The sequence below is a fragment of the Nonomuraea sp. NPDC050536 genome (assembly GCF_044457685.1).
Lineage (GTDB): Bacteria > Actinomycetota > Actinomycetes > Streptosporangiales > Streptosporangiaceae > Nonomuraea.
Window position 1 is genome coordinate 346,008 of the sequence record NZ_JBITHD010000003.1, and the last position, 25,961, is coordinate 371,968.

The 25,961-nt window shown below is 71.6% G+C and carries 24 protein-coding genes; 10 read left to right on the top strand and 14 right to left on the bottom strand.

The features are described from left to right. Positions 1-5: 5 nt before the first annotated feature. Positions 6-1,145 carry a histidine kinase gene (locus tag ACIBHX_RS11605; RefSeq protein WP_397066574.1) on the bottom strand — a complete coding sequence of 380 codons (1,140 nt, stop codon included), beginning with the start codon at positions 1,143-1,145 and terminating at the stop codon, positions 6-8. 44 nt (positions 1,146-1,189) lie between these two features. Then, positions 1,190-1,786, bottom strand: a complete 597-nt coding sequence (locus tag ACIBHX_RS11610) for a sulfite oxidase-like oxidoreductase (RefSeq protein WP_397066576.1) — start codon at positions 1,784-1,786, stop codon at positions 1,190-1,192. A 239-nt stretch (positions 1,787-2,025) separates the two neighbouring features. Between ACIBHX_RS11610 and aroF the strand changes: the two genes are divergently transcribed. Continuing rightward, entirely contained in the window at positions 2,026-3,057 is a 1,032-nt protein-coding gene (gene aroF, locus ACIBHX_RS11615) for a 3-deoxy-7-phosphoheptulonate synthase (protein WP_397066578.1), read from the top strand. 118 nt (positions 3,058-3,175) lie between these two features. Next, positions 3,176-3,466 carry a YiaA/YiaB family inner membrane protein gene (locus ACIBHX_RS11620; protein WP_397066580.1) on the top strand — a complete coding sequence of 97 codons (291 nt, stop codon included), beginning with the start codon at positions 3,176-3,178 and terminating at the stop codon, positions 3,464-3,466. Between the two features lie 40 nt (positions 3,467-3,506). Here the strand turns inward: ACIBHX_RS11620 and ACIBHX_RS11625 are convergent, their stop codons facing one another. Genes ACIBHX_RS11625 through macS form a run of 4 tightly spaced genes read right to left on the bottom strand, consistent with a single transcriptional unit; the run spans position 3,507 to position 7,604 of the window. Further along, positions 3,507-4,565: an alpha/beta hydrolase gene (locus ACIBHX_RS11625; protein ID WP_397066582.1), complete on the bottom strand. Its 1,059-nt coding sequence runs from the start codon at positions 4,563-4,565 to the stop codon at positions 3,507-3,509. 51 nt (positions 4,566-4,616) lie between these two features. Continuing rightward, a complete protein-coding gene (gene thiI, locus ACIBHX_RS11630) occupies positions 4,617-5,801 on the bottom strand; it encodes a tRNA uracil 4-sulfurtransferase ThiI (RefSeq protein WP_397066583.1) in 1,185 nt (394 codons plus the stop codon). Between the two features lie 41 nt (positions 5,802-5,842). Next, complete coding sequence (locus ACIBHX_RS11635) at positions 5,843-6,475, bottom strand: response regulator (RefSeq protein WP_397066585.1); 633 nt, start codon at positions 6,473-6,475, stop codon at positions 5,843-5,845. 22 nt (positions 6,476-6,497) lie between these two features. Beyond that, entirely contained in the window at positions 6,498-7,604 is a 1,107-nt protein-coding gene (macS, locus tag ACIBHX_RS11640; protein ID WP_397066587.1) for a MacS family sensor histidine kinase, read from the bottom strand. A 117-nt stretch (positions 7,605-7,721) separates the two neighbouring features. Here macS and ACIBHX_RS11645 point away from each other — a divergent pair, with 117 nt between their 5' ends. Both ACIBHX_RS11645 and ACIBHX_RS11650 read left to right on the top strand, forming a co-directional pair. Further along, on the top strand, positions 7,722-8,561 hold the full coding sequence (locus ACIBHX_RS11645) for an MHYT domain-containing protein (RefSeq protein WP_397066589.1): 840 nt from the start codon (positions 7,722-7,724) through the stop codon (positions 8,559-8,561). 73 nt (positions 8,562-8,634) lie between these two features. Further along, positions 8,635-9,438 (top strand): MHYT domain-containing protein, encoded by an 804-nt coding sequence (locus tag ACIBHX_RS11650; RefSeq protein ID WP_397066591.1) that lies wholly within the window; start codon positions 8,635-8,637, stop codon positions 9,436-9,438. Positions 9,439-9,568: 130 nt separating this feature from the next. Here the strand turns inward: ACIBHX_RS11650 and ACIBHX_RS11655 are convergent, their stop codons facing one another. Continuing rightward, on the bottom strand, positions 9,569-10,594 hold the full coding sequence (locus tag ACIBHX_RS11655; RefSeq protein WP_397066592.1) for a 6-phosphofructokinase: 1,026 nt from the start codon (positions 10,592-10,594) through the stop codon (positions 9,569-9,571). An 86-nt stretch (positions 10,595-10,680) separates the two neighbouring features. On the opposite strand from ACIBHX_RS11655, the gene ACIBHX_RS11660 reads away from it, so the two are divergent. Beyond that, a complete protein-coding gene (locus ACIBHX_RS11660) occupies positions 10,681-12,153 on the top strand; it encodes an FGGY family carbohydrate kinase (protein ID WP_397066594.1) in 1,473 nt (490 codons plus the stop codon). Positions 12,154-12,184: 31 nt separating this feature from the next. Further along, complete coding sequence (locus ACIBHX_RS11665; protein ID WP_397066596.1) at positions 12,185-12,916, top strand: Clp protease N-terminal domain-containing protein; 732 nt, start codon at positions 12,185-12,187, stop codon at positions 12,914-12,916. Here the strand turns inward: ACIBHX_RS11665 and ACIBHX_RS11670 are convergent. Next, positions 12,913-14,262, bottom strand: a complete 1,350-nt coding sequence (locus tag ACIBHX_RS11670) for a N,N-dimethylformamidase beta subunit family domain-containing protein (protein WP_397066598.1) — start codon at positions 14,260-14,262, stop codon at positions 12,913-12,915. The genes ACIBHX_RS11665 and ACIBHX_RS11670 overlap by 4 nt on opposite strands. A 53-nt stretch (positions 14,263-14,315) precedes the next feature. Continuing rightward, positions 14,316-15,218, bottom strand: a complete 903-nt coding sequence (locus ACIBHX_RS11675; protein WP_397066600.1) for a lactonase family protein — start codon at positions 15,216-15,218, stop codon at positions 14,316-14,318. 31 nt (positions 15,219-15,249) lie between these two features. Between ACIBHX_RS11675 and ACIBHX_RS11680 the strand changes: the two genes are divergently transcribed. Further along, entirely contained in the window at positions 15,250-16,161 is a 912-nt protein-coding gene (locus tag ACIBHX_RS11680; protein WP_397066601.1) for a GNAT family N-acetyltransferase, read from the top strand. Positions 16,162-16,187: 26 nt separating this feature from the next. On the opposite strand, the gene ACIBHX_RS11685 is transcribed toward ACIBHX_RS11680, so the two are convergent. Then, positions 16,188-17,225: an alkaline phosphatase PhoX gene (locus ACIBHX_RS11685; RefSeq protein ID WP_397066603.1), complete on the bottom strand. Its 1,038-nt coding sequence runs from the start codon at positions 17,223-17,225 to the stop codon at positions 16,188-16,190. 124 nt (positions 17,226-17,349) lie between these two features. On the opposite strand from ACIBHX_RS11685, the gene ACIBHX_RS11690 reads away from it, so the two are divergent. Next, the gene (locus tag ACIBHX_RS11690; RefSeq protein WP_397066604.1) at positions 17,350-20,055 is read left to right on the top strand and encodes a P-loop NTPase fold protein; all 2,706 of its coding nucleotides are present in this window, start codon (positions 17,350-17,352) and stop codon (positions 20,053-20,055) included. Here ACIBHX_RS11690 and ACIBHX_RS11695 read toward each other — a convergent pair. The 4 genes from ACIBHX_RS11695 to ACIBHX_RS11710 form a co-directional block, all read right to left on the bottom strand. Beyond that, positions 19,975-20,916 (bottom strand): hypothetical protein, encoded by a 942-nt coding sequence (locus ACIBHX_RS11695; RefSeq protein WP_397066606.1) that lies wholly within the window; start codon positions 20,914-20,916, stop codon positions 19,975-19,977. The genes ACIBHX_RS11690 and ACIBHX_RS11695 overlap by 81 nt on opposite strands. Positions 20,917-20,935: 19 nt before the next feature. Next, positions 20,936-22,324: a phenylacetate--CoA ligase family protein gene (locus tag ACIBHX_RS11700; RefSeq protein WP_397066607.1), complete on the bottom strand. Its 1,389-nt coding sequence runs from the start codon at positions 22,322-22,324 to the stop codon at positions 20,936-20,938. Positions 22,325-22,571: 247 nt separating this feature from the next. Next, complete coding sequence (locus tag ACIBHX_RS11705) at positions 22,572-22,973, bottom strand: hypothetical protein (protein WP_397066609.1); 402 nt, start codon at positions 22,971-22,973, stop codon at positions 22,572-22,574. A gap of 110 nt (positions 22,974-23,083) precedes the next feature. Continuing rightward, positions 23,084-24,076 (bottom strand): hypothetical protein, encoded by a 993-nt coding sequence (locus ACIBHX_RS11710; RefSeq protein ID WP_397066611.1) that lies wholly within the window; start codon positions 24,074-24,076, stop codon positions 23,084-23,086. Positions 24,077-24,185: 109 nt separating this feature from the next. Between ACIBHX_RS11710 and ACIBHX_RS11715 the strand changes: the two genes are divergently transcribed. Further along, positions 24,186-25,289, top strand: coding sequence for a sensor histidine kinase (locus ACIBHX_RS11715; protein WP_397066612.1), 1,104 nt, complete (start codon positions 24,186-24,188; stop codon positions 25,287-25,289). A gap of 5 nt (positions 25,290-25,294) precedes the next feature. Continuing rightward, complete coding sequence (locus tag ACIBHX_RS11720; RefSeq protein ID WP_397066614.1) at positions 25,295-25,933, top strand: response regulator; 639 nt, start codon at positions 25,295-25,297, stop codon at positions 25,931-25,933. Positions 25,934-25,961 lie beyond the last annotated feature (28 nt).

Genomic DNA, 25,961 nt, shown 5'->3' on the forward strand with positions numbered 1-25,961 from the left:
ATTAGCTACAGAGAGGTAAGGCTGGTCTTGGGCACACGCAGCCGCACCCGGGTTCCCGCGCCCGGCGCGCTCTCCACGACCAGGCCGTATCCCTCGCCGTAGATCTGGCGCATCCGCACGTCCACGTTGGCCAGCCCGATGCCGTTGCCGGTCTGCCTGGGGTCGTCGTCGAGCACCCGCCTGGCGTGCTCGAGGTCCATGCCGGTGCCGTCGTCCTCGACCGTGATGTGGGCCTCGGGCCCGGCGTCCTTGGCCACCACGCGCACCTCGCCGCGGCCGGCCCGGCCGCCCATGCCGTGCTTGATGGCGTTCTCCACCAGCGGCTGAAGGCACAGGAACGGCACGGGTACGGCCAGCACCTCGGGCGCCACCTGGACGGTGAAGCGCAGCTTGTCGCCGAAGCGGGCCCGCTCGAGCAGCAGGTAGCGGTCGATGCACGACAGCTCGTCGGCCAGCGTGGTGAAGTCGTGGGCGCGGCGCAGCGCGTAGCGGGCGAAGTCGGCGAAGTCCAGCAGCAGCTCGCGGGCCCGTTCCGGGTCGGTGCGGACGAACGAGGCGATCGTGGTCAGCGCGTTGTAGACGAAGTGCGGGGAGATCTCCGCCCGCAGCGCGCGCATCTCCGCCTCCATGGCCCGCTGCCGCGATGAGGCCAGCTCGGCCAGCTCCAGCTGGCCCGACACCCATCCGGCGACCTCGGTCACCGTGCGCACCAGTGCGGCGCTCAGCTCGTCGTGGTAGGCGGCCAGCGTGCCGACGACCTGGCCGTCGACGGTCAGCGGCACCACCACCGCGCCCTGCGGCTCTGCGGCGAACACGTGCGTCCTGCCGGAGGCCAGCGTGGTGCGCGCGTAGGTGAGCACCTCGTCGGGGCACGGCCCGTCCCAGGCCAGCGCCGCGTCGGTGGAGGTGATCGCGAGGGCGTGGGTGCCCAGCAGCCGGCGCAGGTGGCGCACGGCCTTCCTGGCGGAGTCGCGGGTCAGCCCTGCCCGCAGCGAGGGGGCCGCCAGCGCGGCGAGGTGCAGCGCGGTGAAGGTCGTGTCGTCCTTCCAGCCACCCTCGGGGAGCGCGGGGCGCCGCCGCCGGCCCACGGCGAAACCGAGGACGAACGCGGCCAGGACGAGCACCACGCACGCGGTGGTCGGCATGCGGGCAACCGTAGCCAATGACACGGCGTGTTCGGGTGTAAACGCTATGGAGGGCCCTCGCCCGGCTCCTCCTGATAGGAGTAGCGCTGCTCGCGCCAGGGATCGGCGATGTTGTGGTAGCCGCGTTCCTCCCAGAAGCCGCGCCGGTCCTCGAGAAGGTACTCGATGCCGCGCACCCATTTGACGCTCTTCCACGCGTACAGATGCGGTACCACGATGCGCAGCGGGAAGCCGCGGTCGGGGCTGATGGGCTTGTCGTCGAACTCGGTGGCGAACAGCGTGTCCTGCGCGGTGAGGTCCGACATGCGCAGGTTGGCGCTGTAGCCGTACTCGGCCCAGATCATCACGTGCCGCACGCCGGGATCCGGCGGCGCGGCCTGCAGGATGGCCGCCGGGCGCACGCCGCCCCACTCGTTGCCCATGAGCGAGAACTTGGTGACGCAGTGGAAGTCGGCCATGACGCTGGTGCGGGGCAGCCGCTCGAAGTCCGTCCACGTGAAGCGGTGCTCCTCGCCGGAGGCGGTGGCGCCGAACACGCGGAAGTCCCAGGTTTCCGGCCGGAACGAAGGAACCCTGCCGTAGTGGATCACGGGGCGGCCGCGCGGGACGTACTGCCCCGGAGGCAGACGCGACTCCTCCACGATCACTCCCCTCGCCGGTCTCGTGGTCCGGTGCCATCCTGCCATCGGTGCCCGCTCGCCTAGCGAGCGGGTTGGGTGCGCTACTATTGCGGACTATGCACAGCGCATTCCTGTTTTGGTATGGCGACGGACCCGGTTCCGCTCGCCATGTGAGGCTGCGCTAGCACACAGGCGAACAGAAGGCCCCGGGTCCACAGGACCCGGGGCCTTCTGCTTTTTCCCGACAGAGAGAGGTCAACATGGTGATCGTGATGGGCCGGGAGGCCACACAGGACGACGTCGATGCCATCGTGGCGGTCGTCCAGGCGGCCGGCGTCGAGGCCTTCGTCAGCAGGGGCGTCCAGCGCACGATCGTCGGGCTGGTGGGCGACGTCACCCAGCTCGACGCGACCGGCCTGCGCGGCATGCCGGGTGTCAGGGACGTCATGCGCGTCTCGACCCCCTACAAGCTGGTGAGCAGGGAGAACCACCCGGACCGCTCGGTGGTGCACGTCGGCGGCGTGCCGATCGGCCCGGACACGGTGACGCTGATCGCCGGGCCGTGCGCGGTGGAGACGCCGGAGCAGACGCTGGACGCGGCCAGGATGGCCCAGGAGGCCGGCGCGACCCTGCTGCGCGGCGGCGCCTACAAGCCCCGCACCTCGCCGTACGCCTTCCAGGGCCTGGGCGAGAAGGGCCTGCGGATCCTGGCCGACGTGCGCGCGGAGACCGGCCTGCCCATCGTCACCGAGGTCGTGGACGCCCACGACGTCGACCTCGTCGCCCCCTACGCCGACATGCTCCAGGTCGGCACCCGCAACGCGCAGAACTTCGCGCTGCTGCAGGCGGTCGGCGCGGCGGGCAAGCCGGTGATGCTCAAGCGCGGCATGAACGCCACGATCGAGGAGTGGCTGATGGCGGCCGAGTACATCGCCCAGCGCGGCAACCTGGACATCGTGCTGTGCGAGCGCGGCATCAGGACCTTCGAGACGGCCACCCGCAACACGCTGGACGTCTCGGCGGTGCCGACCGCGCAACGCCTGTCGCACCTGCCGGTGATCATCGACCCGTCGCATTCGGGCGGGCGTCGTGACCTGGTGCTCCCGCTGACCCGCGCGGCGATCGCGGTGGGCGCCGACGGCGTGATCATCGACGTGCATCCGCAGCCGGAGCTCGCCCTGTGTGACGGGCCGCAGGCGCTGGTGCGCGAGGACCTCGGGGCGCTGGCGCAGGTCCTGCGCGACCTGCCGCCGCTGCTGGGCAAGACGGCTGCCGCCTCGATGTCCGTCTGACATGGGCTATCGATTTCGTACGGCGGGCGATGCCGCGCCCCTCGCCCGCCGTACTCACGAGTAACTTAAGTACTCCACCCCATGCGCCGATATTTCGCCCGACGCGACGATTGGCGGCATGAGTAAGCCCATTCACCCCACGCTGACGACCGCCTACTACGCCCAGGCGATCCTGTCGTTCGCCATCTCGCTCGGGGCGGTCGCGATCGCCCTGGTCTACCTGCCGGCGAGCGCCTGGGTCCGCGCCTTCCTCGCGCTGGGCATCCTCTACGTCGTCACCTCGGCCTTCACCCTGGCCAAGGTCGTCCGCGACAGACAGGAACTCTCCGACGTCACCAACCGCGTCGACCAGGCCCGCCTCGACAAACTCCTCACCGAGCACGACCCGTTCAAGGTGGAGGCTCCTTAATCGCTTTCCTCGTACGGCAAGACCGCCCTTACGCCAGCGATCAAGCTGCAGATAGGTGGGCGGTGAGCCAGGAGACTGCTTGGGGGAGCATGGCGTTCCAGACGCCGTAGTTGTGGCCGCCGGCGGCCAGGATGCTCGAGAAGACCTGGGTCGGGGACTTGGCGACCGAGCGCAGGCGCGAGACGTCCATGGCCGTGGCGGCGTCCTGGCGGGTGGCCATGGCCAGCAGGGAGACCCGGGGATGGCGCCGGCCGAGGACCTTGAGCATGTCGTTGGCCGCCAGCAGGCGGGGCGAGCGGGTGACCGCGGGCGCCGTGGGCGTGAGGTAGCCCGACAGGCTGACCGCGGCGGAGAAGTCGCGCGGGTGCTGCACCGCCACCTTGACCGCGCAGTAGCCGCCCTCCGAGTAGCCCATGGTCGCCCAGCCGCGCCTGTCGCGCGTGGTACGGAAGGCGGATTCGACCATGCGCCGCACGTCGGTGGCCACCCAGGTCTGCACCTGCGGTCCGCCGGGCAGGTCGGTGCAGTCGGCGTCCTGCCCGCTGCGGACCTGCGTGGTGACCGACACGAGGATCGCCGGGTTGGCCTCCTGGGCCATCAGCTTGGTGACGTTCATCATCGTGAACCAGTTGTGCGCCGGCCCGGGAAAGCCAGGCAGCAGTTCGACGACCGGGAAGCGCTTGGTGCGGTCGGCCTTGTACTGCGGCGGCACCCACACGTACACCTGCGCCCTGATCCCGCTGACGGGCCCGGAGACCGTGGCCACCCGCACGCCGTCGTTGCCGTAGGGGACGAACTTGACCGTGCTGGCCGCGGACGGCGGGTCGATCACGTGCTGCTGCTGTGGTGGCGGCGCGGCCTGGGCGCTGTTCTCGTTGAGGAACTCGCCGAACGTGGCGTAGAACTCGTACTGCCTGTTGACGCTCACGCCGACCACGGCCAGCGCCGTGACCTGGCACAGCAGGATCAGCAGCAGCCGCTGCAGCACCTGCACGACGGCCGGCCCCCGCAGCCGCTTCCACACCACCAGACTCACTACGGTCACCAGCACGGCAAGCGTGATCACCCCGATCAGCGCCGGCAGGCCCAGTAGGTCCACTGACGACCACCCCCGGGGAGCAGGCTAGTGGACCCCCTGGTTAGCGCCAGGTTAGAGCGTGTATTCCTGGATGGAGTCGGCCAGCTGGACCGCCAGTTCCTCGGCGTCGAGCCGCTTCTCGATCAGCTTGAGGTCCTCGATCTTGGCGCGGGTCTCGGCGCGCTTGGGGGCCAGCAGGGTGCAGCAGTCCTCGTCGGGCAGCTCGGAGATCTCCAGCGTGCCGATGCGGCGGGCCTCGGCCATGATCTCCGTCTTGTCCCAGCCGACCAGCGGCCGCAGGATCGGCATCTCGACGGCGTGGTCCTGCGCGGTGATGTTGGCCAGCGTCTGCGACGACACCTGGCCGAGCGCGTCGCCGGTGATCAGGGCGTGCGCCTTGATGCGGTGGGCGACCTCCTCGGCGGTCTTGAGCATGAGCCGCCGCTGCGCGATCACGGCCAGCCGGTCCTGCCCCGAGGTGCGGATCGACTGCTGCGCCTTGCCGAACGGCACCACCCACAGCCGCGACTTCCCCTGGAAGCGGTCGAGCTTGCGGACCAGCGCGTACGCCTTGTAGATGGACTCCGACGTGGTGAACGGGATGCCGGAGAAGTGCAGGAAGTCCACGTGCAGCCCGCGGCGCATCATCCGGTAGGCGGCCACCGGGGAGTCGATGCCGCCCGACATGAGCACCAGGGCCCGCCCGCTGCTGCCGACCGGGAGCCCGCCCTGGCCGGGCAGCCCGTCGGTGAACATGAACACCTCGTCGCGGTCGACCTCGATGTGCAGGGTCAGCCCCGGGTGCTTCAGGTCGACAGGGATGGCGTACTCGTCGTTGATGGCGCCGCCCACCAGGCGGTCGAGCTCGTTGGAGTGCATGGGGAAGCGCTTGTCGCGGCGGCGGGATCTGACGGCGAAGGTGGCGGGGTTACGGTCGCGGAAGAGCTCGAGCCCCGCCTTGAGCACGGTGTCGGGATCCTTGGGGACCTGCCAGGCGCTGTGGATCCACACCAGCCCCGGCACGTCGGCGACCCGCTGCGCCACGGCGTCGGCCCGCTCGGCGGCGCTGCCCTGAGGGAGGAAGATCGCGATCACGCCGTGTCGCTTGCGCACGTCGACGGTGAAGTCGAACTCCTTGAGCGCCTCACGGATGTTGCCGATCAGGCGCCGTTCGAAGAGCTCGCGGTTCTTGCCTTTCAGGACGATCTCGCCCAGCTTGAGCAGAACGCACGGCTCGCCCAGGGCGGACATCGTCATGGTGGAACCTCCGGGGGTCAATGGCTTTCGACCTACAGAGTTTAGTCCTCGTCGAGGCCCTGCTCGATCGCGTACCGGACGAGCTCGACGCGGTTGTGGAGCTGGAGTTTGCCGAGGGTGTTCTGTACGTGGTTCTGCACGGTGCGGTGCGACAGGACCAGCCGGTCGGCGATCTGGCGGTAGGACAGCCCCTTGGCGACCAGGCGCAGCACCTCGGTCTCCCGCTCGGTCAGCCGCGGCCCCTCCTCCTGCCGGGCTCCGGCCGCCAGCCTCCGGTACTCCCCCAGCACCAGACCCGCCAGCCCGGGCGTGAACACGGCGTCGCCCTCGGCGGTCCGCTGGACGGCCTCCAGGAACTCCTCCCGGCTCGCCGATTTCACCAGATATCCGGACGCGCCCGCCTTCACCGCCTCCAGGACGTCGTCGTGCTCGGCGCTGGCCGACAGCACCAGGATCCGCGGCCCCTCCGCCATCCCTCTGGCGACCTCCGCGCCGGACATGTCGGGCAGCTGCAGGTCGAGCACCACCACGTCGGGTCGTACGGCCGCCGCCACCCGGACCGCCTGCCGCCCCTCCCCCACGGCCGCCACCACCTCGTAGCCGGCCTCGGTGAGATCCCTGGCCACGGCATCGCGCCACATCGGATGATCATCCACCACCATCACCCGCACCATGCCCCCACCCTACGCACCGCCGTCACGTCCTGGCGGGGTCCGGGACCGTGATCTCCACCTCCGTGCCGTCGGGGGACGACGAGATCGAGACGTGCCCGCCCAGGGCTTCGACGCGGCCGAGGATGGACTGGGCGATGCCGAGGCGGCCCTCGGTCCGTGCCTGCTCGAGGCGGCCGGTGGGAATGCCTGGACCCTCGTCGCGGACGGTGACCGTGATCGTGCCGTCGGCCGACTCGGCGAAGACCCACGCACGGGCCGTGGGGCCGCAGTGGAGCCGGACGTTGTCCAGCGCGGCGCCGACGGCCGCCGCCGTCTCCGCTGCCGCCTCGCCGGCCAGAACCAGCGGCGTGGCAGGGGTCGAGACGGTCACGGCGGCCGTGCCGTACCTCATCAGGAGCGGCCGCAGGTCGGCGGTGCCGGAGGCGACGGGCCGCAGCGCGATGAGCTCGCGCAGCGCCGCCTCCTGCTCCCCGGCCAGCCGCCCGAGTTCGGCCGCCTCGCCGCCGATCTCCTGACCTCGCCGCTGCACCATCGCCAGCACCTGCAGGACCGAGTCGTGGATGCCGCGGGCCAGGCGTTCACGTTCGCGCTGGGCGGCCTCCAGCTCGGCGGCCTGCTGCATGCGTTCCTCGGCCCGCTTGGCATGCCGGGCGACATGGCCGACCACGATCCCGGCCATGAACAGCAGCACCGCGCCGTTGAGCAGCACGGGCGCGTCGTGGGAGCGGACGCGTAACCACAGGTCCGCGGCGGCCACGACGCCCGCGCAGACGGCTCCCGCGCGCCGCCCGCCGTACACGGCCCAGGCCAGGACCGGACCCGCCACCCAGGTCGCGGGCACCGGCATGGTCCCGACCTCGCCGTGCTGGACTCCCTGGACGTCCGGCGAGGCCAGCAGGCACCCCAGCGTCACCGCCAGGTCGAGCGCCAGCAGCGGCCACCGGCGCAGCGCCTGGATCGAGTAGGCGAACGTGGCGGCCGCGGTCCACAACGCCATGACACCGATGACCAGCCAGCCCGTGTACGGCTGAGCGTATCCAGAGTGCTGGGCCATCAGCACCCCCGCGTACACCAGCGACGCCACGCGGAACACGGCGATGGCTCGCCAGAACGGCCCCTCGATACCCATGAATCTTTCTCACATTTTCGGACAGACCTGGTTGACAGATAGTGGAGGTATCCATGCGAATTGGTCAGCACTCCTGACAGAATCCGGTAACCCCCAAATGCAAGGATTTCCGGACATATGAATCATTTCACCCACGGCCTGCTCACGCCGGTCCTCGCCTACGTGATGTCGTGCATGGGTTCGATGCTCGGTTTGCGGCTGACCGCTCAGGCTCACGCCTCGCGGGGCGCCTCCAGGATGCGCTGGCTGCTCGGCGCGGCCATCTCCATCGGCGGCACCGGGATCTGGGTCATGCACTTCATCGCCATGATGGGCTTCGAGATGCAGGGCACCCAGATCAAGTACGACGTGCCGCTCACGGCGGCCTCCGCGCTGGTGGCGATCGTCGTGGTCGGCACCGGCCTGTTCCTCGTCTCCTACGGCCGGGGCCGCGTCCTGGCCCTGCTGGGCGGCGGCCTGCTCACGGGGCTGGGCGTGGCCAGCATGCACTACCTGGGCATGTACGCGATGAACATGTCCGCCCACGTCGCCTACGACCGCATCACCGTGGCCGCCTCGGTCCTCATCGCCGTGGTCGCCGCCACCGTGGCGCTCTGGTTCACCCTGCGGGTCAAGAAGCCCATCTGGATCACCGCCGCCGCGCTGGTGATGGGCGTGGCGGTCTCCGGCATGCACTACACGGGCATGTTCGCGATGCGCGTCACCCTGGACCCCCAGCCGCAGCCGGTGGCGGGCGCCGACGCGCTGGACTTCCTGGTCCCGCTGATGACCGTGATCAGCCTCATCACGCTGACCATGCTGCTCATGGTCATCCTGTCGCCCTCGGAGGAGGAGTTGCACGAGGACGCCGAGCTGCTGGCCCGCCTCGAGCTGCGCAGACGCAGCACACAACAGCAGGTCACCTACCCCGCACCGGTCCCGCAGCCGCACCCGCAGATGGCCCGCCGCAGAAGATAGTTGCGCTTTCCAACTTCCACCGCACATACTCCCTTAGCCGCGCCCCAGCCGCGGAGACAAGGGACGTGTGCGCATGGCGCCGATCGATCACTTCTCGCACGGGCTCCTGACGCCCGTCCTCGCCTATGCGATGTCCAGCGTGGGCTCCATGCTCGGCCTGATGCTCACCTCCCGCGCCCGCGTGGTCGGCGGCCGGGAGGGCGCCTTCTGGCTGGCGGGCGCCGCCCTGGCGATCGGCGGCACCGGCATCTGGACGATGCACTTCATCGCCATGCTGGGCTTCGCGGTGCAGGGCACCGTGATCCGCTACGACGTCCCCCTGACCGCGGCCTCGGCGCTGATCGCCGTGGTCGTGGTGGGCGCCGGCCTCTTCCTGGCCAACCACGCCGGCGACAGCCCGCTCCTGCTGGCCGGCGGCGGGATCCTGACGGGGCTGGGCGTGGCGGGCATGCACTACCTGGGCATGGCCGCGGTCAACCTGTCGGGGCACGTGAGCTACGACCCGGTCATGGTGACGCTGTCGGTGCTGATCGCCATCGCCGCGGCCACGGTCGCGCTCTGGTTCACGCTGCGGGTCAGCGGCGCCCTCAGGATCGGCCTGGCGGCCCTGGTGATGGGCGTGGCGGTCTCCGGCATGCACTACAGCGGCATGTACGCGCTGTCGGCCGAGGTGCACGCCGTGTCGGGCCCGATCCCCGGCTCGCAGGCGATCGACTTCCTGCTGCCGCTCATCGTCGGCATCAGCGTCGTCACCGTCGGGCTGCTGCTCCTGGTCATCCTGTCGCCCTCGGAGAAGGAACTGCGCGCGGAGGCGCGCTACGGCCGGCACGACGAGGGCGCGCCGGAAGTCGATCTCTTCGGCACGCCCCGCGGTTGAGCTATATGAGCAGGTACGGCTCGCGCCACGTAGTGGGCCGCCGACTCGCCGCGGCGCGAGCCGTACCACCGATGCGGGTTGCCCCCGCTGCATCAGAAGGTACGGCCGGCCGCTTGCAAGTCGCTTACAGCTAGCCGAAGAAGACCTCCGCCTCGGCGTAGCGCTCGACGGGGACGGTCTTGAGCTCGGCGGTGGCCTCGGCCAGGCTGACCCTGACGATGTCCGTGCCGCGCAGCGCGACCATCTTGCCGTAGTCGCCCTCGTGGGCGGCGTCGATGGCCTGCAGGCCGAAGCGGGTGGCCAGCACCCGGTCGTAGGCCGTCGGGGTGCCGCCGCGCTGGATGTGGCCGAGCACGGTGGTGCGGGCCTCCTTGCCGGTGCGCTTCTCGATCTCCTTGGCGAGCATCTCGCCGATGCCGCCCAGCCGTACGTGACCGAACGCGTCGAGCTCGCTGGCCTGCAGCTCCATCTGGCCCTCGACCGGATGGGCACCCTCGGCGACCACCAGGATCGGCGAGTAGCGGGTGCGGAAGCGCGACTCGACGTACTCGCAGACACGGTCGATGTCGAAGGGCTTCTCCGGGATGAGGATGACGTTGGCGCCGCCGGCCATGCCCGCGTGCAGCGCGATCCAGCCCGCGTGGCGGCCCATCACCTCGCAGATCAGCGCCCGGTGGTGCGACTCGGCGGTGGTGTGCAGGCGGTCGATGGCCTCCATCGCGATGTTGACCGCGGTGTCGAAGCCGAAGGTGTAGTCCGTGCCCGACAGGTCGTTGTCGATCGTCTTGGGCACGCCCACGACGTTGACGCCGCGGTCGTAAAGCTGATTGGCCACGCCGAGGGTGTCCTCGCCGCCGATCGCGATGAGCGCGTCGACGCCGGTCGAGGCCAGGTTCTCCTTGATGCGGTCGACGCCGCCCTCGATCTTGATCGGGTTCGTCCGCGAGGATCCCAAAATGGTGCCGCCTCGTGGCAGGATGCCGCGCACGGCCTGGATGTCGAGCGGCATCGTGTCGCCCTCGAGCGGCCCGCGCCAGCCGTCGCGGTAGCCGACGAACTCGTGACCGTAGACGCTCACCCCCTTCCGCACCACGGCTCTGATGACAGCATTGAGACCGGGGCAGTCGCCGCCCCCGGTGAGCACTCCAATACGCATGGCGGGTTCCTCCCGATGGGGTTCACGACCAGAATCGCATTGTGCCCGGCGTCGCGGGCAGTGGTCTAGACCATAGGGGAGAATGCGTGGGCGTGTTGTCGATCGACGCAGGAACAACTGGAGTCACAGCCCTGATCGTTACCGAGGACGGCAGGGTCGAGTCCAGGGGATACGAGGAGTTCGCCCAGCACTTCCCCCGTCCAGGCTGGGTCGAGCACAACCCTGAGGACATCTGGCAGGCCACGCTTTCAGCATGCGGCATGGCGCTGCGCGGCGCCTCCTCGCCGCCCTCCTGCGTGGGCATCACCAACCAGCGCGAGACGGCCGTGCTGTGGGACCGGCGCACGCTCGCCGCGCCGTGCCGCGCGATCGTCTGGCAGGACCGCCGTACGGCGGGCATCTGCGAACGGCTCCTTCCGCACGAGGAGCGGGTCTCCACGCTGACCGGGCTCCGCCTCGACCCCTACTTCACGGGCACCAAGCTCACCTGGCTCGCGGAGAACGCGCCGTCGGTGTGGTCCGGGGTCGTGTCGGGGAACACCGCCGTCGGGACGGTGGACTCCTACCTGATCGCGCGGCTCACGGCGGGCGCGCGCCACGTCACCGACCCGTCCAACGCCTCCCGCACCCTGCTGTACGGCCTGGCCTCGCGTTCCTGGGATCCGTGGCTGTGCGACCTGCTCGGCGTGCCGATGGACGCGCTGCCGGAGATCGTGCCCAACTACGGCCCCATCGGGACCACCGACCCGTCGGCCTTCCTCGGGCTGTCGGTGCCGATCAGCGGGGTGGCGGGCGACCAGCAGGCCGCGCTGTTCGGTCAGACGTGCTTCGGCGTGGGCGACGTCAAGTGCACCTACGGCACGGGCTCGTTCATCCTGGTCAACACCGGCGGCGAGATCGTCCGCCCGGACGCCGGGCTGCTGACCACCGTCGCCTGGCAGACGCCCTCCGGCGAGGTCACCTACGCCCTGGAGGGCTCCGTCTTCGTCACCGGCGCGGCGGTCCAGTGGCTGCGCGACGGCCTCGGCCTCATCGGCACCGCGCCCGAGTCGGAGGCCATCGCCCGCACGGTTCCCGACAGCGGCGGCGTGGTCTTCGTCCCGGCCCTCACGGGGCTCGGCGCGCCGCACTGGGACCCGCGGGCCCGCGGTCTCATCTCGGGCATCACCCGGGGCACGACCCGGGCCCACCTCGTCCGCGCCACCCTGGAGGCCATCGCCTTCGAGGTGCGCGACGTGGTGGAGGCGACCCCGCCCATCTCGGTCCTCAAGGCGGACGGCGGCGCCAGCTCCAACGACCTGCTCATGCAACTCCAGGCGGACCAGCTCGGCGTGCCGGTCGAACGGCCGGTCATCCAGGAGACCACCGCCCTCGGCGCCGCCTTCCTGGCGGGCCTGGGAGCGGGCGTCTGGTCCACCCAGGAAGAACTCCGCAAGACCTGGCACCTGGACCGCCGCTTCACCCCCGGCCCCCGCGACGACACCGCCTACACCCACTGGCGCCACGCCGTCTCCCTCGCCACCACCCACCAGCCCAGAGAAGCGTCAACTCAAGGTTGACGACAGCTCAACGTCAACTTATGGTTGACGCATGGAAGCTACAGTTCGTCTCGACGATCTCATCAAGGCGATCAAGGGTCGCCACCCCAGCGGCGACCCGCTCGGGGAGCTGTCCGACGCCGTGGAGCTGGGGGAGCATCTGGGCGAGGTGGCCGACCACCTGATCGGGCACTTCGTCGACCGTGCGCGGCACGCCGGCGCCTCGTGGACCGACATCGGGCGGAGCATGGGGGTGACCAAGCAGGCGGCGCAGAAGCGGTTCGTGCCCAAGGAGGGCTCCGGCGACATCCCGCTGTCCGAGGCGCTGCGGGCCTACGCCCGCTACACCGACCGGGCCCGGCATGTGATCGTCGAAGCCCAGAACGAGGCCATCAACGCGGGCAGCGACCACATCGGCGTCGGCCATCTCGTGCTCGGGCTGCTGCACGAGCCGGAGGCGCTGGCCGCCAGGTCGATGCAGGCCCTCGGCGCCGATCTGTCGGTGGTCAGGGAGGCCACCGTCAACACGCTCGACCCGGCCGCCGAGAGCCCCCCGGAGAAGCCGCCGTTCGCCGCGCAGAGCAAGAAGGTGCTGGAGCTGACGCTGCGCGAGGCGCTGCGGCTGGGGCACAACTACGTCGGCACCGAGCACATCCTGCTCGGCATCCTGTCCGTGGGGGAAAGCCCGGTGACGATCGTGCTGAACGGGCTCGGCGTCGACAAGGCCGGCGCCGAGCGCGAGATCAAGCGGCTGCTCGAGGAGTTGCTCCGCAACAGGGGTTAGAGCGATCCAACCGGTCCTCTGGCGAACCTGGTCAGCAGGTTCGTGGTCGCCCTGCGGGTGAAGGCGGCCGCCGCGTCGGTGACGCCGTGGCCGCATCGCCTGCCCCGCATCGCGCACACCCAGCGCATCGTGCCGGAGGCGAACACTCCGGCGCCGCTGGGCGCGGTGTAGTACGTGGTGTCGCTGACCGTGGGCCGCCCGCCGCAGCTGAGCGGCGACTGGGCCAGCACCTCGACGTTCCCGGGCGAGGCGGACGAGAGCTTGTCGGTCTCCGGGCCCACCATCCCGGGGAAGCGGGTGCCGCGGGTGCCCTGGAAGATCCAGTGGGACGGCTTGCGCACCACGTAGGCGGCGTCGGCGGGGAAGCAGTCGTACATCTGCCCGACCAGCGCGCTCTCCGGCTTGGCGGCGCGCCACAGCGGGCACTTGACCTCCTTGTCGCACGCCACGGTCCTGCCGGTGAGCGCGATCTTCCAGTAGACCGCGTTGGCGCCGAGGAAGGCCAGGTTGACGCCGTGGTCGCGGGCCTTGGTGACGGTCTCGCGCATGGCGGGCGTCCAGTACTCGTCGTGGCCGAGCGAGACCATCGCCTTGGCGCCGTCCAGGGTGCCGGGCTTGAGGTCGTAACTGGTCAGGTAGGCCAGCGGGACCTTGCTGCGCTCGGCCTGCTCGATGGCGTCCTTTTCGAAGTCGAGGAACATCCGGGCGCCGGAGGTGTCGTAGGGCCGGTCGAAGCTCACCACGCGCGAGCGGTCGGCGAATCCGCCGGGTCCCTTGTACAGGTCGCGCCCGCCCCACGTGTTGTAGGCCTGCCAGGTGGCGACGGCGTTGACGAGCACGACCTTGCCGGCGGTGGAGGCCGACCTGACGGTGATGGGCACGTACCGCTGGGCGCCGCTGGAGGCGTCCAGCCTGATCAGGTAGGCGCCCTCCGGCCAGCCGTCGGTGGTGACGGTGAGCGTCGGCTTCCACGCGGCTGCGGTCACCGTGCCGTGCACGGTTCTCGCCTTGGCCTGCCGTACGCCCTTGACCTGGGGCGACTGCCAGACCTGGGTGACATTGGCGCCCATGCGGAAGGCGCGGGCGGTGAAGGTCGGCGCGGCCGTGGAGACGTGCAGCTGGAAGCTCTCGCCGGGCAGGACGCTGACCTTGTCGGCGTAGCCCTCGATCTCGTGCTGGGCGCCCCGCCTGGTGATGCGCCACGGCACGTGCCGATCGGTCGCGGCGGCGAACGACGGGCCGGCGGTGACGGTGGCGACGGGGCGGGCGGGAGACGGGGCGGGGGCCACGGCGGCGGGGCTGCAGCCGGTCACGAGCAGCACCAGGGCGGCCAGGATCTTACGCACGGCGCCATGTTGTCCGAGGCTTCATCCCCGCCGCCCAGCGCTTAACCGAGCGATTACCAGGGCAGGACGCAACCGGGAGCTTCCACGGGGATCTCCCGGCCGGTGGGCTCGGGGACGCCGTCCTTCAGCGTGAAGAGGACGACGGCGTTGGAGTGCTGGTTGGCCACGTAGAGGGTGTCACCGTCGATGGCGAAGTGGCGGGGCCATTCGCCGCCGGCGGGCACCTCGGCGACGGGCGACAGGTCGGCGGCGTCGAAGACGGAGATCGTGTCGGGGCCGCGGTTGGCCACGTAGACGAACCCGCCGTTCAGCTCCAGGTGCGAGGGGTGGTTCACCCCGTCCTTCCTGGACGCCAGGGTGCCGGTGGTGCTCTCGCCGTCGATCATCGTGACGATGCCGTCGAGCTCTCCCGCCACGTAGAGGCGGGACCCTGCGAAGGCGATGTGCCGCGGGCCGGTGCCGGGCGGCAGCTTGATCGACTCGAGCGCCTCTCCCTCGAGCGTGTAGCGGCGGATCTCGTCGGTGCCCAGGTCGGGGACGTGCAGGATGCCGTCGTGGAAGACCGCCTGGTGGGCGTGCGCGCATTCCTGCCGCTCGGTGACCGGGCCGCCGCCCTGGTGGCGCAGCACGATGGGCTCGCCCGCGAAGCCGCCTCCGCCGTCCAGTCGCTGCACGAAGGCGGTGCCGTCGCCGTAGTTGGCCACCGCGAGCAGCTCCCCCGAGGGGTGCACGGCCACGTGACACGGCATGGTGCCCTCGGTCGAGCGCGACTCCAGCAGGGTCAGGCCGTCCTCAGCCGAGAAGGCGGTGATCGCGGCCTCGCCGAGTTCGGTCACGGCGTACAGGATCGGCAGCGTGGGGTGGGCGGCCAGGAAGGTGGGGGTGGGCACCGGCGTCAGGCCCTCGTCGACGGTGAGGATGCCGGGGCCGTAGCCGCCGATGTACAGGTGCTTCACAGGGAGGATCCTCTCATGCTTGACTATGTCAATGAGTTCGTTGACTGAGGCAAGGGTTTCCGAGATCAGGGCGTTCAACCGGTTCTATACGAAGGTGATCGGCGTACTCCAGGCCGGGATGCTCGACTCCCCCTACTCGCTGACCGAGGTGCGGGTGCTGTTCGAGCTGGCGCAGGCCGACCGGCTGGAGAGGGGCGAGCTGCGCGCCATGCTCGACCTGGACGCCGGCTACCTGAGCCGGATCCTGACCCGCTTCGAGTCCGACGGGCTCATCGAGCGCGAGCGCTCGGCCACCGACGCGCGCAAGCAGCTGGTACGGCTCAGCGGCACCGGATCCGCGGTCTTCGCCGAGCTGGACGAGCGCTCCGCCAAGACGATCAGGGAGCTGCTCGGCGCCCTGCCGGAGGAAGGCCAGGAGCGCCTGGTCGCCGGGATGGCCACGATCCGCGGCCTGCTCGAACCGGCTTCCAGGCGCGAGCCGTACGTCATCAGGGCGCCGCGGCCGGGCGACCTGGGCTGGGTGGTGCACCGGCACGGCGCCCTGTACGCGCATGAGTGGGGCTGGGGGCTGGACTTCGAGCGCCTGGTGGCGCGCATCGTCGGCGCCTACGACCCGGCGACCGACGCCGGGTGGATCGCGGAGGTGGGCGGCGAGCGGGCCGGGTGCGTGTTCTGCGTGCGCAAGGACGACAGCACCGCCCAGCTGCGGATGCTGCTGGTCGAGCCGTCCGCCCGCGGGCTGGGCCTGGGGCGGCGCCTGGTGGAGGAGTGCCTGGCCCACGCCCGGCGCGAGGGGTACGAGCGGATCATGCTGTGGACGCGCGACTGCCTGGTCGGCGCCCGCAGCATCTACCAGGCGACCGGTTTCGAGCTGGAGTCGGAGGAGCCGGGCGAGGAGAACGGCCTGCCGGTCATCGAGCAGGTGTGGTCGCGCGCCCTCTAGGCCCTGGTTCAGCTGCCCCGCCCGGCCTACGGCGCGGTGATCGTGCTGACCCGGCCGGCGGCCGCGTGTGCGGTGCCGGTGGCGCCCGGCCGGCCGGAGTGGGCGGCGAACGGGCCGGTGACCTCGAAGGTGTGGCCGTCGCTGCCGGCCAGATCACCGGTCCTGCCGCGCTGGGAGGAGAAGTAGAGCCGGCTGCCGTCGGGCGAGAACGCGGGCCCGGTCAGCTCCGACTTGTCGTGCCCGTCCAGCCGCAGGAAAGGCTCCACCCGCCGGTCGGGCGTCACGACCCCGATCTCCATGGAGTCGAGCGTGACGTACAGCTCGCCGGTGGGCGCCGAGGTGAGCGAGCCGACCGCGTCGCGCACCCGCTCGAGCCGGGAGGTGACCGCGTCGTAGGCCCACAGCCCGCCGGTGCCGGTGGTGGTGAAGTAGCAGACCCCGCCGGCGTAGTGGCAGTCGCCGCCGCCGGAGAAGTGGCGGGCGCCGTCGACCTGGTGGCGGGTGGCCAGGGACAGCGCGGCCGGCGAGGGCACCCGCCGCCAGTCGCCGGTCCCGCACAGCACCTCGAGCGTGCCCTCGGTCAGGTCGCCCCAGTCGTCGGGCACGAACCGGTACAGGCAGCCGTCCGGCTCGTCCTCGGTCAGGTAGACGACCTCGCGGTCGGGGTCGCAGGCGGCGGCGCCGTGGCGGAAGCGGCCCATGGCCAGGCGCGGGCGCGCGGCGCGCGAGCCGTACGGGTCGCATTCGAAGATCTGCCCACGGTGCGTCTCCTCCGCCGACAGCCAGGTCTGCCACGGGGTGGCGCCGCCGGCGCGGTTGAGCTCGGTGCCGGACAGGATGCGGTAGGCCTCGATGACGGAGCCGTCGGAGGCGAAGCGGATCGCGGACGCGCCGCCAAGCAGCGGGATCTCGGAGTTGGACACGTAGATCCAGCCGTCGCCGTCGGGAAAGCAGGCGCCGCCGTCGGGCGCGGGATGCCAGGTGAGGCCGGCCACCTTCCGGCCGGAACGCGCGACGATCCGCGCGGTGAACCCGCCCGGCAGGGCGAGTGATCCTGGCGACATCTCGTAGCCTCCCTGTGCTTGCCACGCTAGTCGATCCCGTGGACATGAATAGAAGGGACTCGGGACTTCAAACTCTGCGCAAATCCCCGGCCACCGGGGGCTCCGGGTCGGCACATTCCGCCTCATGACAGCTGTGCAGCTGGCCCCCGTGATCCGAGCGCGCAGGGCGCTGGTCTTCCTTGACGGCACTCCTGCCCCGCGACGCTTCGCCCACGCGTTGCGGGTGTCGGGATTCGAAGTGCGTACCGAGGAGGCCGACCCGCCGCTGCTGCCGGACTTCCTGGCCGGCGCCGAGCCCGGCGAGCTGCTGGTGATCCGGTGGCCGTCGGGACCCGCCTGGGCGCCGAGTGAGTTCGCCGAGCTGATCGTGGAGTTCGGCCGGGTGCTCGGCGAGTCGAGCGCGGCGGCGCTGCTGCTGGTCGTGGACTTCGGCTGGGTGGTCGACGGCGGCGGCCAGGCCCGGCTGAACGTGCCCGGAGACCCGCCCGTGGCCGCCGCAGCGCTCACCGCCTCGATGTCGCGGGGCCTGCGTCCCGGGGTGGCGCCCTCGCTGACGGAGGTGCTGGCCGACGGCCTGCTGGCGGGCGAGGACGCGTTGACGGTCGGCGACCTGTACGGCATGGCCGCGCGCCGCTACGAGGACCTGGGCTGCGACCTGCGGGCGATGCTGTTCAGCCACGGCGACATCGCGGACGTCCCGGTCTCGACCGGGCGGAAGGCGGCGCAGGAGTGTGAGCTGCCGCACACCGCGCGGCGGCTGGCCGAACGGGGCGAGCGTGACGTGCCCGTGTCCGCGGCCGAGCTGGTGGCCCGGGTGCACGACCTGTACCTGAGCGAGCCGGCCAGGACGCTGCTGCGCCGCGCGGCGCTGCTGCCCGACAAGGAGACGCTGGGCGCCGACCTGGCCGCGGCGCTGCTGCCCCGGGAGGCGGGGACGGCGCTCGGTGAGCTGGAGTACTGGGGGCTGGCCGGGTCACCCCATCCCGACGTACGCGAGTACGGCCTGCGCCAGCTGGACCCGGCCGAGGCGGGCACGGTGTCCGCGATTTTGCGCCGCCGCGGCGTCGAGGGCCGCCCGGTGCCGCCCAGGACCCGGCTCAGCTCCGACCGGTGGACGGTGGACGACCGGCTCGGGCACCGCGTCTACGCCGAGGCGATCGCCGCGTTCATCCGTCACCCCGACACGCTGCCGCCGCTGACGATCGGCATCAAGGGGCCGTGGGGGGCGGGCAAGACCTCGCTGATGCGGATGGTGCAGGCGCTGCTCGACCCGGGAGGCGGGTTGCGGCTGCCCCGCCGTACGGGATCTCTGGTCACCAACGCGGACCTGCTGGGCAGGCTGCGCGGGCGGCTGGCGCCGCATGACAGTCCCGAGCCCGCGGCCGACCCGTCGTGGCGGCCGACCGTGTGGTTCAACCCGTGGATGTACCAGAGCGGCGAGCAGGTCTGGGCCGGGCTCGCGCACGAGATCATCAGCCAGGTCACCGGGCGCCTGCCGCGGGCCGAGCGCGAGCGGTTCTGGCTGGAGCTCAACCTGGCCCGCATCGACCGGGAGGAGGTGCGGCGCCGGCTCTACTGGCTGGCGCTGACCAGGCTCGCGCCGGTGGCGCTCGGGCTGCTGGTCACCGGGCTGCTCACCGGCGCCTGCGCCGCCGCCTCCGCGCTGATCCCGGCACTCAGCGGTACGGCCGACGCGGTGCTCGCGACCGGGGCGGTGGCCTCGGTGGGAGCCGGGGTGGTACGGGTGACGCGGTTCCTGTCGGAGTCGGCCGACGGGGCGTTCGGCTGGCTGGTGCGCCAGCCGGACCCGCTGGGGCGCATCAGCACCCCCCACGGCGACGGCTACCAGGACCAGGCCGGGTTCCTGCACCTGGTGCTGCGGGACATGCGGCGGGTGCTCGACCTGGTGGCGCGCGAGCAGCAGCCGCTGGTCGTCTTCGTCGACGACCTGGACCGCTGCTCCCCCGGCACGGTGGCCCGCGTCATCGAGGCGATCAACCTGTTCCTCGCCGGGGAGTTCCCCAACTGCGTGTTCGTGCTGGCGATGGAGCCGGAGGCGGTGGCGGCGCACGTGGGGATGGCCTACCGGGACCTGACGGGCTGGCGGCCGGACGACTCCGCCGAGCGGCTGGGCTGGCGCTTCCTGGAGAAGATCGTGCAGCTGCCGCTGAGCGTGCCGCTGCTAGACGAGCGTGACCGGCTGCCCGGCTACATCCAGACGCTGCTGAGCACGCCGCCTCCGCCGCGGCGTCCCGCCGAGACCGCCGTGCCGCCCGAGGACCTGGCGGCGCGGCTGGAGAACGTGATCCGCGGCTTCCACCCGACGATGGAGACGCTGGACGAGGCCGCCCGCCGCGCCCAGGTCGCCGTCGGCGCGCCCGCAGCCCAGCCGGGGCGGCTGTCGGAGGCGGCCAAGCGAGCCGCCGACCGCGTCTTCACCGAGCTCTACAGCGACGAGCACGCCCGCAGGGCCGTCGAATCGGTGCTGACCGGGATCACGCTCACCAACCCGCGCGAGGTCAAGCGGTACCTCAACGTGTTCCGCTTCTACTCCTTCATCACCTACCGCACCCGGCAGGGGACGAGCGGCGAGGCGGTGGCCAAGCTGGCCGCGCTCACGATCGGCTGGCCACACCTGCTGTCCACGCTCACCCGCGAGGCGCACCCAGGCGTCACCTTCCTGGACCGGCTGGAGCAGGCCGCGCTGGACAGCGACGGCGACGCCTGGGCCAGGGCGCTGGCCGACGCCTCACTGGCCGACGAGGACTCCCTGCGGCAACTCCTGGCCATCCGCCCGCCCGTCGCCGCCCTGGCGCGCGCCCTGCTGTGAGTCCAGGAACTCCCGCATCGTGCGCTCGCGGCCGTAGCGGCGGCGCATCCAGTGGTAGGCCAGGAACGCGGGCGGGCCGAACCAGGTCTGCGCGGGGACCACGATGTCGGCCCTGGCGTCGACGAAGTTGATGACCAGCGGCGCCAGCGCCGGCGCCACGGAACCGAACAGCAGGATCACCGCCGCCGCCACGCGGCCGCCCCGCCAGCCGTACGCCTTGTAGGAGGCGATCAGGAACAGCGAGTAGATGAGCAGGTCGCCGAGCCCGAGCGCGGCGTTGTAGGTGCCGATGCGCATGCCCATGGACGGGTCGAGCGGGAAGCCGAGGAAGTCCTCGACCAGCGCGTTGGTCAGCGGGAACACCGCGGTGAAGACGACGTCGTAGGCGGCCAGCACCAGCGCGAACCAGGCCACGTGGCGCAGCCGCATGCCGCCCTGCACGTACAGGTTGGCCACGGCGACGGCGGTGAGCAGCATGATGACGTCGCCCTCCGCCCAGAACAGCTGCCAGCCGAACACCGTGCCCAGCGCGTTCTGCCCCAGATACAGGTTGAGCCCGATCAGCGTGCCGACGCCCAGCCACAGGCGGGCCGGGGCGAGCAGCGGGCGGTAGCCGATGGACAGCGCCCCGGTGAAGGTGACCATGAGCACGCCGGTGACGGCCCAGCGGGGCAGCGCCAGGTAGACCAGCGGGAGCGTGGCCAGGATCACCACCAGGATCATGATGTCGCGCCCGTTGAACACGCCGATGGGCGGGCGCTCCAGGCGGACGCGGCGCAGGTACGTCAGCGCGCACAGGCTCGTCGCGGTCACGCCGATGAGGCTGACCGACAGCTGGAAGAACGTCGGGAACAGGGTCATGTCAGGCTCCGGCTCCAGCTCAGACTCCGGCGAACGTGGTCTCGTGCAGGTCGCTGCGCAGCAGCCGCAGCGTGGTGGCCTCCTCGTCGGGCACCACGACGATGTCGGCGTTCAGCTGTCTCTTCGCGGCCTCCACCCCGAAGCCGGCCACGGCCGACTCAGGGAGCGTGAGCCGGATTCCCTGGTCCGTCTCCTCCGCCCGGAACCGGGCCGGCCACGGTCTGGTGGGCAGCGCCTCCACCGCCTCGACCAGCTCCCTGGGCGTCACCACCTCGCCGCCCGCGCGCAGGAGCCTGTCGGCCTTGCCCAGGATCGGGCTCGTGGCGGGCAGCCCCGCCCGCTCGCAGGTGAGGTCCTGGTCGGGGAGGGTCCTGACCAGGTCGCGGGTGTCGTAGCGGAAGACCGGCATGCAGTCGCGGTAGGGGAAGAACGGGGTGACCACCAGGGTCGCCAGCGCGCCCGGTCCGGCGGGCTCGCCGGTCTCCAGGTCCAGGTACTCCACCAGGCCGGTGATGATGTCGTGGTGCAGGTGCCCCTGCGAGCAGGTGCGGGCCGTGACCGGGATCGCCTCGGTCAGGCCGTAGTTGTCGTGGATCTCGCCTACTCCGAACGTCTCCCGTACGGCTGCCGCCACGCTCGACGACAGCACCTCCCCGCCGGAGAACACGCCGCGCAGCCGGAAGTCGTCCGGGCCCATCCCGCGCCGCCGGGCGGCGACCACCATCTCGGCCAGGTAGCTCGGGCTGGCCGTCCACAGCGTCACCCGGTCCGCCAGCGCGTCAAGCGCCTCGTCCACCGGCACGACGCCGAGCACGCGGCATCCCGCGCCCGCCAGCCTGCAACCGGCCACGTCCAGCTGGACGGCCGCGGTCGCCCGGGAGCTCAGGTTGACCTGCATCACGTCGCCCGGCCGCAACTGGTCGGACAGCACCGCCGACAGCGCGCCCATGGCGGGCCACAGCTCCATCTCGTAGCGCGACAGCCAGATCTCCGCCGGCTTCCCCGTCGTGCCGGTCGTCCTGGTCGACAGGTGTGGCGTGACGCCCTCGCACAGGAACTCCGCCGGGCGGGCCACCAGGTCCGCCTTGACCGTCACCGGGATCCCGCCCAGATCCTCGGCGTCCAGCTCCCGCGTCCGGATCCCCTCCAGGCGCCTGGCGTAGAAAGGCGACAGCTCGGCCAGCCGGGTCGCCGTGCGCCTGACGCCCTGCGTGGCCATGTGGCGGCGCGCCTCCCGGTCGTTCAGCGGGCCCTCGATGAGCTGGCGCACGTCGGCGCCCGGCTCGCCGAACTCGGCCAGCGTGGCCAGCGCGTCGTCGACCAGGCGCGCGATGACGTGCGGTTTGAACCGCCGCCCCCACACCATCCCCATCGCCATCCGGAACTGCCTGACCCCGGTCTCGAACATCGCTCTTCCTCCCTTCCCCTACGCCCCGACAAACCTTCCGCGGACGGTGTGCGACCGGGGGCGGGCGTGGGGCCGGCCCCCGGTCTTCGTGCCTAGAAGGCCTCGCCGACGGTGCCGGCGAACAGCACGGCACTGAGCGAACCCATCACGTAGCGAGCGTGCTTGACGCTGGCGATGAGAGCGGACATGGCTACCTCCCCTCGGAGCACTCGTAGGTGGAACCGGTACGGCCGGCCGTACCGGTGGCCTATGCGCACGATCCGGCGGAGCAGCAGCCACAGGGCGTGACGATCACCTTGACCGTCATCTCGGGATGCACCGAGCAGGTGAGGTAGAAGGTGCCGGGCGTCGTCCACGTCCCGGTGCTGGCCACGTCGTCGGTCTCCATGAGCTTCAGCCCCGTCATCGGCACGCCCTTGGCGTCGACGACGTGCCCGTCGCGCCCGGCGCCGATGATGTGCACCCATCGAGAGCTGTTGGCCATGGTCAGGCGCCCGCCCTGGCGTACGGTGACGACCTTGCTGGAGAACTCCTCGTGCTCCATGCCGAGCACGCCGGACGGCGGCTTGGCCGGCTCGGCGCCGAGTGCGGGCATGAACAACCCCGCGGCCAGCAACGGTAAGGCGAACAAGATCCGCGGAATCGGCATCGTCGGCCTCCGGCCCTCGGCGCTGAGTGGACTGGATCTACCGTGCCAGCGCACCCGGGACCCCAGCATCCGGGAACACCGCAATCTTGCAGGGTGCGTGGGCCGTGTTGTCAGGCGCGGCGGCGGAGGTGGTAGGCGAGGGCGGCGGCGGCGAGAGCTGCACCCCAGATGGGCCAGAAGCACTCGGGGAACCAGGCGCCCCAGGAGTCCCAGGACCACCTGCCTGAGAGAGCGAGGCGGACGTAGGTGAGGCCGGCGACGGTGATGATGACGGAGACGAAGCCGGCGGGAATGATGGCGAGCAGGGGTGGGACTCGCCTGCCTCGCAGGCCGGGGATCCAGCGGGGGAAGATCTCGCCCCAGCGCTGGGTGAGCCCGAGCGTGAGCAGACCGCCCAGGGCGCCGAACGAGGCCAGGTAGGCGCCGGCCATCCAGATGCCGGGCGATTCCTTGGCCGACTGCTCCAGGAAGTCCCTGCTGACGCCGAGCGGGATGCCCAGCGCCCAGGACCAGCGGGTGGCGCAGTACAGCACGGGCGTGGCCACTGCGATCGTGACGGCCCAGCGGCCCCAGTGGGCGGCCGAGCTCGGGGTGGTCCAGCGACCGCGGGTCTGGCGGCCGCCGCGCAGGGCCGCGGCGGCGAGCAGGATTCCGCCCAGGACGCAGAGGAGCTGGTTGAGGACCGGCCACGGCCACAGGTCGGCCAGCGTGATCGCACCCCACGGCCCGTCCAGGAACGGGGCCACGAACACGAACATCGGCGTGTAGGCGGCGCCCATCATCAGCCGCGAGTCGGGCACCACCACGATCAGAAACGCGGCCAGCACCCACGCCATCCCGGTGGCCACCCGCCTGACCGGCCCCACGGGCGTGATGGAGGACGTGCGGGTGGGGAGGGCCAGGGCGATGGCGGCGGTCAGGGCACAGGTGGCGGCGATCCACCAGCCGCCGGGGTCGGGGGTCAGGCCCGCGAGGATGGACAGGGCGCCGTCGGGGTCGGGGTCGGTGCGGCCCCAGGGGAAGCCGGGCATGCCGAGTGCCCAGGCGATGCCGAGGCCGCCGTACACGATCGCCCAGGCGGCTGCCAGTCGTGCTGTGTTCATGGGTCGAGCCTCGCGTTCGGGCGCACCCGCGGAACAGGTGCCGAAGTGCAGGGATGTGCCGCGGAGGCGGAGGGTACCCGTGCCGTTCTGCACCCTTAGGGTGGCTGGCGTGAGACAGCGCATCGCCCTGATCGTCGCCGTCGCCGTCGCTGCGGCGGGGGCGGCGGTGGCACCGGGGTTCTGGGTGGCGGCCGCCGGGCTGGTGTGGTGGGCCGGAGGGTGGCCGCGGAGCCGGGCGAGCCTGCCGGTGGTGGCGGCCGTCGCGGGGGCGGTGTCGCTGGCCGTCACCGCGGCCATGCTGGGCGGGCTGCTGCCGGCCGCGGGTGAGGACGCGTGGGCGCTGGCCGAGAGCGTGGCGCTGATCGCCCTGACCGGGGTGACGGCCCGCTGGGCTCCGGTACGGCGTGCCGTACCGGCCTGCGTGGTCAGCGGGATCGCGGCGAGCACGTGGCTGCTGCGGTACTTCGCGCCCCAGTCGCCGCTGGAGGCGGTGGGCGCGTGCGCGTTCTGGTCGTTGGGCGCGGCGGCGGCGACGGGCGCGGCGGTCTACCTGCGTTCGCTGGAGACGGGACGGGCCAGGGCGGTGGCCGCGGCCCGGGCGGCGCAGCGGTTGCACCTGGCCAGGGACCTGCACGACTTCGTGGCCCACGACGTCAGCGAGATGCTGGCCCAGGCGCAGGCCGGGCAGATCGCGGGCACGAGCGATCCGGAGCAGGCGCTGCGGGCGTTGCGGCGCGTGGAGGAGGCGGGCCTGCGGGCGATGGCCACCCTCGACAGGACGGTCCTCGAGCTGCACGACGCCCCACCCGACACGACGCGCCAGAGCGGCGGTCCGCGGGGGCTCGCCGGGCTGGACGAGCTCGCGGAGAGGTTCGAGGGGTCGAGCCAGGCCAAGGTACGGCTGAGCGTCGGCGAGATCCGTCTCCCGGCGGAAGCGGACACCCTGGCGTACCGGATCGTGGTCGAGGCCCTGACCAACGTCCGCCGCCACGCCCCCGAAGCCACCCGCGTCGACGTCACGGTGCGGCCGGAGGACGGCACGGTGGTGGTCGAAGTGGACAACGACGGTGTCGAGGAGTCCACGAGCGGCAGGGGCGGGCTCGGGCTGAAAGGGCTGGCCGAGCAGGTCGAGGCGGTGGGCGGCGAGTTGACGGCGGAAGCCGTGCGACGGGGAGGGTGGTCGCTGCGGGCTCGCCTTCCTCTGCCACGATGAGCCGCATGCCCGCCCGCATCCTCATCGCCGACGACCAGGAAGGCATCCGCAGCGCCTTCCGGCTGATCCTGGACGCCCAGCCCGACATGACGGTCGTGGCCGAGGCCGCCGACGGCAGGACCGCCATCGAGATGGCGAAACGGGTGCGGCCCGACGTGGTGCTGGCCGACATCCGGATGCCGCGCGCCGACGGCATCGAGGTGGCCGAGGCGCTGTCGGGCACGGACATCCGGGTGGTGATGGTCACCACGTTCGGCCAGGAGGAGTACGTGCGGGCGGCGCTGCGGCACGGCGCGGCCGGGTTCGTGCTCAAGCGGTCGGGGCCGGCGCTGCTGGTGGAGGCGGTGCGGGCGGCGATGAGCGGCGACGTGCTGATCAGCCCGCAGCTGACGGTGGGTCTGCTGCGCCGGGCGGCGGCGCCGGAGGCCGAGGCCCCGGCGGATCCTGGGCTGACGGACCGCGAGGAGGACGTGGCCCGCCTGGTGGCGCAGGCCAGGACGAACGCCGAGATCGCCGAGGAGTTGTTCCTGTCAGCCGGCACGGTCAAGAACCACATCGCGAGCATCCAGCGCAAGCTCGGCGCCCGCAACCGCGTCGCCATCGCCGCCTGGGCCTGGAACACCGGCCGCGCACAGGCGGGCTAGCCGTGCGGGATCCAGGAGACCTGGATCC